This window comes from uncultured Campylobacter sp. (genome assembly GCF_937997465.1).
In the GTDB taxonomy this organism is placed as follows: Bacteria; Campylobacterota; Campylobacteria; order Campylobacterales; family Campylobacteraceae; genus Campylobacter_A.
The window spans coordinates 1-12402 of the sequence record NZ_CALKTQ010000328.1; the positions used below are offsets into that span (position 1 = coordinate 1).

Below are 12402 nucleotides of genomic sequence, written 5' to 3' on the forward strand. Positions count from 1 at the left end.
GGAAAAATTTCTGAAAAACGTAGTTGTCTTCGTTATTTGAGCGCGCCGAGCTAAAGCCCATGATCGAGTTTGGGCCGTATTTTGCGACGGTGGATTTAAATTTATCCGCAAGGAAATCATAAACCTCCTCAAAACTCACTTCTTCAAGCTCGCCGTGCTTGTCGTAGACGCCGTTTAGCTTTCTCATCATCGGTCGGCTTAAGCGTTTAGGAGAGTTTACGAACTCCCAACCAAACATTCCTTTTAGGCAAAGTTCGCCGTCGTTTACGTGGTGGTCTTTGCTAGGTTTGGCATCTACGATTCTACCGTTTCGCACGATAAGATCGATGCCGCAGCCCGTACCGCAATATGGACAGGTGGTCTTTACGATCTCTTCCATTTTCGCTCCTTTCTGGTATTACTGAAATTTATGAGATTATTATACAACGGCAAATATAAATTTAGTTTTAAAATTAGTATAATTTTTTAAGAATTATTTAAGTAATATGCAAATTTAGCATATTACTTTTTTGCTTTAAATTTTTATTTTTAGGGAAATTTTTAGGTATATGTTTAACACAATGTAAAATTTATTTAAAAATTATTACTTTTAAATGTATTTAGATGTATAATGGAGATAGAAAATCTTTTCAAGGAGCACCCATGAAAAATCTAGTTGCTTTTCTAGTTATCCTAGGTATCATCGGCGGTATCGCCATGAAGTATATTAACGCCTTTCCGGTACTCGACGAGACGGTCAAAGAGAAATGGGCTCAGGTGCAAAACCAATACAAACGCCGCGCCGATCTTATCCCAAATTTGGTAAAAACAGTTCAAGGCTACGCTAGCCACGAGGAAGGCGTATTTAAGGAAGTAACGGAAGCTAGAAGCAAGGCTTCTCAGATGACGATCGACGTTAGCTCGATAGACGATCCTGCTAAGCTAAAAGAGTTTGAAAACGCTCAAAAAACTTTAGGCGGCGCGCTATCTAGGCTAATGGCTATCACCGAGAACTACCCTCAGCTAAAAGCCGATCAAAATTTCCTCTCCCTTCAAAGTCAGCTTGAAGGTACGGAAAATCGCATCGCGGTCGCTAGAAAGGACTATATCGCAGCGGTCAAGGACTATAACATCGCCCTTCGCAAGATACCGGATAAGTTTATAGCCGCAATTTTTTATCCAGAGCTCAAAACTCGTGCGACGTTTGAAGCAAGCGAGTCCGAACAAAGCGCACCGGACGTATCTTTCGCCAAATAACCCAACCAAGGTACAAAAATGAAACGCATTTTATCTACTTTATTTTGCGTTTTTACGCTTTTAGGACTTACGGCTATAAATTTATCGGCAGCAGATAATGCTACTGAACAAAACAAAACCGTAAAACAAACCGCTACTCAAACATCAAATGAAAAGAGTTCAAATTTCCCTGCCTTAACCGGCAGGGTAGTAGATCAAGCAAGAGTACTAAGCCAGAGCACAAAAGACGAACTAGAAACATTACTAGCTACTCACGAAAACAACACCACTAATCAAGTAGTAGTAGTTACTATAGAATCTCTAGGTAACGCTCAAATAGAAGAGTACTCCATAGAACTAGCTAGACGTTGGGGTATAGGACAAAAAGGTAAAGATAACGGAGTAGTATTAGTAGTAGCTCCAAACGACAAACAAGTACGCATAGAGGTAGGATACGGCCTAGAAGGTACTCTAACGGACGCTCTTAGTAGCAGTATCATAAACTACTACATAATCCCTGAGTTTAAAAAAGGCGATATCCAAAACGGCATAAACATAGGCACGCAAAAGATCATCGCTCTACTTGATGGGGATGAGGGGGTTAAAAAGGAGATAGAAAAGCAAGATGAGACGCCTGTGGAAGCCTACGGGATAGTAGTTGGCATGGTGATGGTATTTGCTTCGGCTATTTTCGGCGCGGCAGCTCTGCGAATCGGAGCCAGCGCGACGCTATCGGGCTTTATCTCGGGCGTAGTTGCAGGGACGTTTGGTATCGAGGATCTGCTTGTTAGAGGCGCGATATTACTCGTTCTTTTTGTGCTGCTTTTTTATCTAATGCGAAATATGAAAACCGGCGGCAGCGGCCTGCGCGGAGGCGGCTACTCGGGAGGTTACGGCGGCGGTTCCGGCGGAGGCAGAAGCTCTTCTGGGGGCGGATTTAGCGGCGGAGGCGGAGGCTTTGGCGGAGGCGGAGCTAGCGGTAGGTGGTAGTTTGTCGCTTTAAAATTTGGCGTCAAATTTGGAGGACTTGCTTTAAATTTGACCCGAGATGCCGTTAATTTTGCTCGCTTTGCTAAATTTAGTTGTTGCCAAATTTGTAGCTCTTTAGGCGCGGTAGATAAGGCGCATAAATTTGACCTTATAATCTACCGCCGTCAAAAATACGCGCAAATTTTACCCGCCGCGCTCAAATTTGCCTTTAAATTTGTGAGTCAAATTTTGCACGCCACTATTAAATTTGCACCCAAATCCAAGCTCAAATCTCCCCCAAAATCTTTTTATAGTTACTAAAAATCGGCGAATCCTCGCCAAAATACAAACTCATCGCGCGCACGTAGCGATCGAGCGGATTTTGGATGCGATTTAGCGTGAGACGCTTGCAAAACGGCAGGTCGTAGCTACTTAAAATCACGCTAAAAGGCACGGGAAAATCGGTACCAAAAAGGATTTTGTCGTGGATTTTCGTTTGGGTTTTTAGATGCGGCAGAATGCGGGCCTTGTTTATGCAAAGCAGCGCCGAAACGTCGGCGTAAAGCCCGTCAAATTCGCGCAGCCAACGAAGTAGCGTGAAGTAGTTGGCGCCCAGTTTCTCAGGATCGCGCGAAAACATAGATAAAACGCCGTCGCTTGAGGCGCCCATGTGAGCGCAGACGATGCGGCAACCAAGATTTAGCGGGGATTTTAGCTGCTCGATGCTCTCAAGCGCCTTGTTTGACGCCAGCGAGTTTTCGTCGCCCACGTGGATCACTAGCGGTAGTCCAAGCTCGCTAAGTAGCCTAAAATAGGGCTCATAGCGCTTGTCGTTTAGATCCGTCTCCCAGTACGAGTGTAGCAGCTTGCCGCCCTTAAAGCCCATTTTGTGGTACTTTTCGATCAAATTTAACGCGTCTTTGCGGTTTGGATTTACGCTAAAAAACGGCACGACTTCGTTTGGATTTTGCTCGTAAAAGGCAAAAACCTCCTCGTTTGAGGCGCAGACGGTTTTGTCCTTGTGTACGAGATTTCCGCTCTCGTCAAATTTCGCATCGACGCCAAAAACCACCGACTTTTGGACGAAATTTGAGCTTTTAATCAGCCGCGCGAAGTTGCTTTTGTAGCCCTCAAAGCCGTTTTTTATAAGCTCGCGCCTGTTTATGTCGAATTTTTTGGCAAAAAACGCGAGTGCGAGTTTGTCGTAAAATCGGTCGAATTTCACATCCGCGCTAAGCAAATGCGAGTGGATATCGACGGTTTTTATCTGCGTTAAATTTGTGCTTTGCAAGCCGCTAAGTTCGCTCTCCCGCACGGCGATTTCGTTAAATTTACTCCGCGAAAACCCGCTCGAATTTGCTTCGTTTGCGGTTAAATTTACGCTCGTTTTATCAAATTTATCTTTGGCGTAAATTTGACTCGCGTTTTGGCAAAACCCGAGCGTTTCTGACGTAGCCGTCTCGCTCGCTCTTAGATTTGAGCTTAAATTTACCCGCGCGTTCTGTTTTGACGGCTCAGCGAGGTTTGCTAAATTTGTGCGAGTTAAATTTGTCTCCGTTTTACGAGCTATTAAATCAAAGCTTGCAGCGTTTGCTCGGGCCAAGTTTGTCGCCGTTTTTCCGTCTATCAAATTTGTACTAAAACCCAAAGCGTCCAAGCGCTCATTTGCGCGGTAAAAATCATCTCGAAACATCGTTTCTCCTTTTTAAAATTTGACGAAATCATAGCCTAAATTTTAAAAAGTGTCAAGTGGTGCTTTACGCTTTATGGTTTTCTAAGCTAAATTTGCGTAAGATTTCGTCAAATTTAACGAAAGGAAAGAGATGAGCTACAAGATGAGCGAGCTTTGCGAACTATCGCAAACGCCCAAATCAACGATACTCTTTTACGTAAAAGAAGGACTTTTGCCAGAGCCCGTGAAGGTAAAAGATAACGTCCATCAGTACGGCGAGGATACGCTTTTGATGCTAAATTTCATCAAATACGTCCAGAGTAACTTCCACCTCAGCCTTAAGGAGGTAAAGGCGCTCACGCAGCAAAAGGGCTTTAGCTTTAAGCGCTGCTACGAGGCGCTTTTTGATTCGCTCGATACCTTTATGGGGTCAAATTTCGCCCAGACGCTAAGCGCCGAGCAGGCGTGCGAGAGGCTGGGTATCACGGAGGCTGAGCTAGATAAATTTATCAAGGACGGATTTATCTTTATGCGAGGGGGCAAGCTAACCGAAAAAGAGGTCGAGATCCTGCAAATCGTGCTAGAAACTCAAAAGAGCGAGCGCGGGCGGGAAATTTTACAGACCTATATAAATTTAGCTAAACAAACGGCAAAAATCGAAGCCGAGTGCGCGCGCGAAATTTACGCGAAAGCAAAGGACAAAAACGCGGCTTTAAAGCTCGTTTTCGACAACATCTTGATCCTAAAACCTTATATCTTAAATTTTCACACCTTTGATGCCTACAAAAAGGAGAACAAATGAAAGGCGTTTTTTCGGTTAGGGGCTTTTTGCCCTTTTTGGTCGTTATGTTTATCAACGCGGTCGTAGATCTTGGCCACAAGATCACGATCCAAAACATACTTTTTAAGAGCATCGAGGATGAAAATTTACAGATCATCCTGACCTCGCTCGTAAATTTGCTAATCTTGCTTCCATACATCATGCTTTTTAGCGTTTCGGGCTTTTTAAACGATAAATTTTCGCGCACCCGCATCACGAGATACGCGGCGGCGAGCGAAATTTTACTCACGCTTTTTATAACCGTGAGCTACCTTTGCGGCTGGTTTTACGTGGCGTTTGGCACGACGCTACTGCTAGCGGTGCAAAGCGCGGTATATAGCCCCGCTAAATACGGACTAATCAAAAAAATCGTGGGCGCAGAAAAGCTTGGCGCTGCAAACGGTATCGTGCAGGCCTTTACTATCGTGGCGATTTTGCTTGGCTCGTTTGTTTTCTCGGCGATTTTCGAGAGCTACGCCGCTACTAGCACGGACGCCGGAGAGATGATAAAATCAGTCTGGTTTATCGGCGCGATACTTTTTGTTTGCTCGGTAGCCGAGACGATTTTTACGTTTAAGATTCCGTTTTTTGAAGCAACCGATGCGGAGCTTAAATTTGATGCGAAAAAGTACTTTAAACTAGGCTATCTAAAAGAAAACACCAGGCACATCTTTAACAACAAAAACGCCTTTTTATGTACGCTGGGGCTTTCGGTTTTCTGGGCGGTGGCGCAGCTGGTTATCGCCGTTTTCCCCGCTCACTATAAGGCCATGAGTGCCGATAACAACGTCATGGTCGTGCAGGCTATTTTAGCCGTTAGCACCATCGGTCTGGTTGCGGGCTCTGCGCTAGCTGGCAGCTACTCGAAAAATCACATCGAGATGGGCATCGTGCCTTTTGGGGCGCTCGGGCTTTTTGCTTCGCTACTTATGTTCGCGCAGGGCTCAAGTGCTGCGTTTATGACGCTGGCGTCGTTTTTGTTCGGTTTTAGCGGCGGCATTTTCATCGTGCCGCTAAACGCAAATATCCAATTTTTTACCTCCGAAGAGCAGATGGGCCGCACGCTAGCGGGCAGTAACTTTATCCAAAACATCTTTATGGCGGCGTTTTTGCTGCTTGCGATGGCGTTTAGCATATTTGCCGTTAGTACGCCGGAGATTTTTGTCATTACGTCGTTTTGCGTGCTTATTTGCGCGTTGGTAGCGATAAAGTCCCTGCCGCATCTTTTTGCGCGTTTGCTTATCATGCCGTTTTTTAGGATCGGCTATACGATCAACGTCGACGGCGTCGAAAATATCCCGCAAAAAGGTGGCGTGTTGCTGCTTGGCAACCACATGAGCTGGATAGACTGGGCGGTGCTGCAGATGGCATCTCCGCGTCCGATCAGATTTGCTATGCATAAGAGTTTTTATGAAATTTGGTACCTAAAATGGCTGTTAAATTTATTTGACGTGATCCCCATTGGCGCGGGTGCGAGCAAAAGCGCGCTAGAAAAGATCCGCGAGTGCCTGGATGCCGGCGACGTGGTGGCGCTGTTTCCGGAAGGGCATATCAGCTATAACGGCCAGATAGACGAGTTCCAGCACGGTTACGAGATAGCCGCAAGCGATACGAACTCCGTCATCGTGCCGTTTTATCTGCGGGGTCTTTGGGGTTCGAGCTTCTCGCGCGCTCAAAAATACTACCAAAAAATCAGCCGTAAAATAGACGGCAAGCGCGCTATCAGGGTGAGTTTTGGCGCGCCTTTAGCTCCTGAAACCAAAGCCCCGCAGGTGCGCGAAAAGGTCGTTGAGCTGTCGTTTTTTAGCTGGGCTGAGTATCTAAAAACGCTCGAGCCTATGCAGTTTAGTTGGCTAAAACACGCTAAAGCGGATCTGTTTAAGCGCTCGATGGTAGATAGCACGGGCGCTGATCTAAACAATCTCAAGGTTATCGCGACGGTGCTAGTGTTTTTGTCCAAATTTAAATTCGCATTTTTAAAAGAGCGAAACGTCGGCGTGATACTACCGTCCTCGGTGATGGGTAGCATTATAAATTTGATGCTATTTATCAGAGGCAAGGTGAGCGTAAATTTAAACTACACGCTTAGCGAGCAAAATTTGATCGGCTGCTCGGACAAGGCGGGGCTAAGAAGCATAATCACCTCGCGCCAGTTTATCGCCAAGCTAAAGGCTCGCGGGTTTGAGCTAGAAGAGTCGCTAAAAGGCAGACTAATCTACCTCGAAGACGTCGCGCAGGGCATAAGTAAAGCGGGTAAAATTTGCGCGATGTTAAAGGCTGTGCTGATGCCGCGCTGGCTACTTGAGCTTATATATTTTCGCGACGTTCGCATCGACGACGAGGCGGCGATACTCTTTAGCAGCGGCAGCGAAGGTACGCCAAAAGGCATAGTGCTAACGCATAAAAACATAATGGCTAACATCAAGCAAATTTCAGAGATCGTAAACACGGATGGCAACGACGTGATACTGGCTTCGCTACCGATATTTCACTCGTTCGGGCTTACTGCGGCGACATTTTTCCCGCTTAGCGAAGGTATCGCCACCGCTCACGTGCCAGATCCCACAGACGCCTTTGCCGTGGGCAAGATGGTCGCCAAATACCACGCGACGATAATGTTTGGCACGTCGACGTTTTTTAGACTCTACACCAAAAACAAAAAGCTAAATCCGCTGATGTTTTCTACGATCCGCTACGCGATAGCGGGTGCAGAGAAGCTAAACGCAGCCGTTAAGCGCGAGTTTAAGATGAAATTCGGCGTCGAAATTTACGAGGGCTACGGCACGACCGAGACCTCGCCCGTTGTCAGCGTAAATACCGCAAACGTGCTAGAGCCCGAGTTTTTTAAAGAGCTTGTTTTTTCAAAAGAGGGCAGTGTGGGCTTGCCTACTGCGGGCACGATAATAAGAATCTGCGATCCAACGAGCCTAGCAAAGCTAGAAAACGGGCAAGCCGGCCTCATACTAATCGGCGGCCATCAGGTAATGAAGGGCTACTATCTGGATGAGGAGCGCACGAAAGAAGCGATCGTCGAGCTAGACGGCGTGCGCTACTATAATAGCGGCGACATCGGCTTTTTGGACGAGGCGGGCTTCTTAACTATCACGGATAGGCTCTCTCGCTTTGCTAAAATCGGCGGCGAGATGATAAGCCTGGGCGCGCTCGAGGCTCAAATTTCAGCCGTGCTGGGCGATGAGGTTACCTTTGTGTGTACCAACGTCGCCGACGAGAAAAAGGGCGAGCAAGTCGTTATGCTCTTTAGCGGCGAGATAAGCGAGGAGGATGTGGCCGCGCGCATCAGAGCTTCTGCGATACCGTCCATCATGCAGCCTTCAAAGATTTTTAAAGTAGGGGCCGTACCGGTGCTAGGAACCGGCAAAGTGGACTTTAAATCAAGTAAAAAACTAGCGGCCCAGCTGGTTGCTGGCGAGGGGAATTTAGGCGCGGCGGAGGAAGCTTAAATTTACGCTATGAGAGGCAAATTTGGCGGCTAGGTCGTCAAATTTGCCTATCGTCTAAGCTCTGGCAAAATACCCCTGCAAAATTAAATTTTAAAACAGCGATATCCGCTTATAAACACCTAAGTTTAATCGCAATATAATCATAATGAAAATAAAACAACAAGGTAAATTTTGAACTTAAATTTAAAACAAAAACTCTTCGGTAGCAAACTTAAAAAGATAGTTTGGTTGGTAGTGCTTTTTACGGCAATACTCTGTGCCGCATTTATCCGTATAATCCCCGATTACTCCACTTCGCGAGGCTTCGCCGTCGTTACTATTTTTGGCTACAACAAATACAAGCAAGGATACTGCCTCAAAGAGGATAGAATTTTACCTAAAGAGGAGCTGTATAAACGCGCCGTCGGAGAATTTTTAGATAAAGAAATTACTGTATTAAAAAAGATCGCAAAGTATAGAGAAAACGACGGCATAAAATCTAAGTATCCTACCGATTATTATGAGATGAAAGACTTGAGCTTTGAAAATTATCTTGAAATTTTAAAAAACAAGAGCGATAGCGTAGAAACCGTTGAGGATTTATATATGACGAAACTACAGGCGAGCGCAACGGATCCAAAACAATATTTGAAAGTCGATAGCGTCAATAAAATAGGCGGTTTTACAAAACCTTTGATTTTGTGTTTCGAGGATAGCATCTTTCTTATGTTGGATAAAAATTATATCATCGGAAATGACTTTTTACAATCCAAGTCTATTTTGCTATTTCATAAAATTCCGACTGAATATAATTTAAAAACATACTATGAAAAACCCACTAATTCGCCCGAGTATTATTTTGATAATTGCGGCGACGTAAAATACGATGTAGAAAAAGAATACCTGGAAGGCAGGTAACTTACAGGCGGTTGAAAAGCCAAGCAAATAACTGAAATTTTTAGAAAGGATATACTATGCCTAAAGGAATAAGTTTAATCGATGGAGATTTTGCTATAAAAATTTTATCTTGGTATTTATGGGGCCAAGAAAAAGCTCCCAAACCCGAGGAGCTAGCCGATACCAAATGGATCGATAGAAAAGGTAATATAGAGTTGGAATATAGCACCGTTGAACTATTAGAGAAGGCGGGAGAATTTGTAAACGCTAAAGATTTTAGGTTATTTGAAGTATTTTTTAGCGGAAAAACAAGTAAGAAAAATAGCCTAAACAATGGAAATAAACAGCTGACTGCGAATCAATGTGAGAAATTTGAAGATGGCAAATACTATTTGACACAAGATCAGTTTGCAGAACTATTCTATAATGATGCAAATGATAAAACGAAAGAAAAAGCCAAAAAGGCAACTACTAAAGTTTATCTTTATAATCGCGCTTTATTAGATGAAGATTTTGCTAAAGTCGCTTTTTTATTTGGCAGTATAGCCGTGGGCTTAGATACTGATAAGATTCGTTATGTATTAGATGAGAATTTAAATCCAATATGCGTAGAAAACGTAAAATATAAATTTGATGTGGGGGACTTCGATTACGAATCAAATTCTACGATAGCAAATATTGTAAATTGGGTACTAAAACAAACTACCGATCCAAGCAACATAGGCAAAAAAGTATTGTTAAAACCTATAATAGACATGACGCCAAAGAAAGATGGAACGCCAATGGAAGATGCGACTATAAATGTAGGAACCATTGGACAATTAGACTATTACCTAATGGGCAGTTTAGAAAATGTACAAATACCTACTAACAGTATAGACGCCGAGATACAAATATCTAAATTAGTAATGGAGGCCTTAGCATATTATTTTGAGTATAAGGATATTAAAAAATCCGGTGTTATAAATTATCTAGACGAAAATGGGAAATTAGTAATATATGATGCCTCGCAATCAAATATTATCATCGGAACACATGCCAAAAATTTTGATTTTGCCGATAACGTAGAAATTAAATTAAATAAAAATACCAAATTCTCCATCCCTTTGGCAATCTTTAACCATTATAAAGATCGCATCCCTAATGGCATAACCTATATAGGTGGCGCCGGAGCGGATATCATAGCCGGTACGAAATACGATGATATACTTTACGGGCACGATAGGGATGGGAAAAATGATGATGGCGCTAAAGACGTTTTAGTCGGCGACGAAGGAAGCGATAGACTATATGGAGGCCAGGGGGAAGACACCCTGATAGGCTCTTTTAGCCAATCGGTAGATGACGACACTGCTGATGAGCTTTATGGTGGAGATGGATATGATACGTATTATGCGGGTAATAAAGATATTATCAATGATTTAGACGGCGCAGGAAAAGTATTTTTCGATAACAATCTTTTAATAGGTGGGCAATATGATAAAGACAGAGGAGTTTATATAGATATAAACAATGCAAATATAACATATAGTCTGGATGAGCCCATTAATACTCTCACTGTTAATAAGATAGAAAATGGCAAAGCAAAAACATTAACTATATATAATTTCCATAAGAATAATAGTAGCTTAGATATAACCCTCCTCGATCCAGGTGAGATAGGTATAAGCATAAGCGACAACCAAACAAATGAAGGAGATAGCGGTAAAAAGTCGTTAGATTTTAATATTTCGCTACAAGGCTCTATCGAAAAAGGTGAATTCCTTATACTGGGAATAGGAGATAAAAAATATCTTTTCGGTGATCCAAGCGAAGAATATATCAAAAAATACAATCTAAATTTAGCGCAATACGAGCGGGGAAATACCTATACCTATACATGGGAGGGTAATACGATCAAACAAGAGGATAGGGAATTTGATGTAACTCCTATAATCATCCAAACCTCAGATAAACTAAAAGCCAAGATATTAAAACACGGTGCCGGCAAAATCATCGATGATGACCGCGACCCGGATGATCCTGAAACCGAGGGCTCCCCTATAGTCATAGATCTAAATAACGACGGAATAAATACTCTAAGCTTGGATTATACTAGAAACTTCGATCTGGACAATAATGACTTTGCCGAAGCCACCGGGTGGATACAAAAAGATGATGCACTACTAGCGTATGATAGAAATGGAAATGGCAAGATAGATAACGGCTCGGAGCTATTCGGCGATAAAACGATTTCAGATAATTACTACTCATACACTAACCCTAAAGCTAAAAACGGCTTTAGCGCTCTTAAAGAATTTGACACCAACAATGACGGCATAATCGATAAAAATGATAAAGACTTTGATAAGCTTCTATTATGGCAAGATAAAAACTCTAATACCATAACTGACGAAGGAGAATTAATCAAACTAAGCGATAAAGTAAAATCTATCGATCTAAACTATAAAGAAATTTCAACCGATAATAACGGAAATTCTATCAGGCAAACCTCTACTGCCACTTTAAATGATGGGACTAAGGTTAAGACAGATGATGTATGGTTTAAAGTAAGTCTAAATAAAACAAAAGAGATAATAGACCAAGACAAAATTCTACTAGAAACTCAAGCTCTACCTCAAGTCATAGCCAGTGGAAATTTGAATTCTCTAAGAGTGACGGCAAGCAATAACGAAACTTTGGCCACTATGATAAATCTATATCTGGCCCTAAGCCCAGAGGATAGAAAGAAACATATTGATGAACTGATCTACGAATGGGCGGGAGTAGGAGCAATAGATAAAAATTCAATGAGAGGCGATGTAAAAGCAAGAGATATGGCCGTATATGAAAAGCTTGCAGGTAAGCCTTTCTTGCAAAAGGGTTATAATTCTAACCCATGGACAAATGCCTCCAATAGGGTTAACGATAAAATCAATACCTTTAAACGCTACGTCTATGCGACTATAGAGCTTCAAACGACATATTCCGATTTAAATTTAGACATGGAAAAGATGAGCTTGGGAGAGGGCGGAAAGCTAAGCTATAAATTCGATACTTTAAATTCTAAACTTATGCGGCTATATAAAGATGGAAAACATGATGAAATTATCAAATTAATGGGTATCATCCGAGATTCTAGCGCATATAAACCTATATTCCAAGAGAATTTAAAAGAAAATCTTGTAAAGTTGGGTAGCAATGATGATAAATTGTTATCTATATGTCTTAATACGTATATTAGCGGTACGGATGGTAATGATGTTATAAATGGAAATTCCGAAAATAATTTTATAGTGGGAGGAAAAGGCAACGACACGCTCTATGGCGGAGGTGGTGACGATATCTATGTTTATAATAAAGGTGACGGAGCGGATATTATCTACGATATGGCAGGTAACGATAAAATA

At 42.7% G+C, this 12402-nt stretch carries 8 protein-coding genes; 6 read left to right on the forward strand and 2 right to left on the reverse strand.

The window, feature by feature from the left end; genetic code table 11:
* Window positions 1-379: molybdopterin-dependent oxidoreductase (locus Q0546_RS11180; protein WP_298793070.1), on the reverse strand; the 379-nt coding region annotated here is incomplete at its 3' end.
* A 263-nt stretch (window positions 380-642) separates the two neighbouring features.
* On the opposite strand from Q0546_RS11180, the gene Q0546_RS11185 reads away from it, so the two are divergent.
* Both Q0546_RS11185 and Q0546_RS11190 read left to right on the forward strand, forming a co-directional pair.
* Window positions 643-1236 (forward strand): LemA family protein, encoded by a 594-nt coding sequence (locus Q0546_RS11185; protein ID WP_171992804.1) that lies wholly within the window; start codon window positions 643-645, stop codon window positions 1234-1236.
* A gap of 18 nt (window positions 1237-1254) precedes the next feature.
* Window positions 1255-2205, forward strand: coding sequence for a TPM domain-containing protein (locus Q0546_RS11190; RefSeq protein ID WP_298793073.1), 951 nt, complete (start codon window positions 1255-1257; stop codon window positions 2203-2205).
* Window positions 2206-2470: 265 nt separating this feature from the next.
* Here Q0546_RS11190 and Q0546_RS11195 read toward each other — a convergent pair whose 3' ends face one another.
* Window positions 2471-3877 carry an amidohydrolase family protein gene (locus tag Q0546_RS11195; protein WP_298793075.1) on the reverse strand — a complete coding sequence of 469 codons (1407 nt, stop codon included), beginning with the start codon at window positions 3875-3877 and terminating at the stop codon, window positions 2471-2473.
* 130 nt (window positions 3878-4007) lie between these two features.
* On the opposite strand from Q0546_RS11195, the gene Q0546_RS11200 reads away from it, so the two are divergent.
* From Q0546_RS11200 to Q0546_RS11215, 4 genes are all read left to right on the forward strand, one after another.
* Entirely contained in the window at window positions 4008-4658 is a 651-nt protein-coding gene (locus Q0546_RS11200; RefSeq protein ID WP_298793077.1) for a MerR family transcriptional regulator, read from the forward strand.
* Complete coding sequence (locus tag Q0546_RS11205; RefSeq protein WP_298793079.1) at window positions 4655-8137, forward strand: acyl-[ACP]--phospholipid O-acyltransferase; 3483 nt, start codon at window positions 4655-4657, stop codon at window positions 8135-8137. Before Q0546_RS11200 ends, Q0546_RS11205 begins: the two co-directional genes overlap by 4 nt.
* A gap of 171 nt (window positions 8138-8308) precedes the next feature.
* Window positions 8309-9034 carry a hypothetical protein gene (locus tag Q0546_RS11210; RefSeq protein ID WP_298793081.1) on the forward strand — a complete coding sequence of 242 codons (726 nt, stop codon included), beginning with the start codon at window positions 8309-8311 and terminating at the stop codon, window positions 9032-9034.
* Between the two features lie 56 nt (window positions 9035-9090).
* Window positions 9091-12402: hypothetical protein (locus Q0546_RS11215; RefSeq protein WP_298793084.1), on the forward strand; the 3312-nt coding region annotated here is incomplete at its 3' end.

Coding starts and splice junctions, on each gene's coding strand:
- Q0546_RS11185 (WP_171992804.1), top strand. CDS start 643: ATGAAAAATCTAGTTGCTTTTCTAGTTATCCTAGGTATCATCGGCGGT.
- Q0546_RS11190 (WP_298793073.1), top strand. CDS start 1,255: ATGAAACGCATTTTATCTACTTTATTTTGCGTTTTTACGCTTTTAGGA.
- Q0546_RS11195 (WP_298793075.1), bottom strand. CDS start 3,877: ATGTTTCGAGATGATTTTTACCGCGCAAATGAGCGCTTGGACGCTTTG.
- Q0546_RS11200 (WP_298793077.1), top strand. CDS start 4,008: ATGAGCTACAAGATGAGCGAGCTTTGCGAACTATCGCAAACGCCCAAA.
- Q0546_RS11205 (WP_298793079.1), top strand. CDS start 4,655: ATGAAAGGCGTTTTTTCGGTTAGGGGCTTTTTGCCCTTTTTGGTCGTT.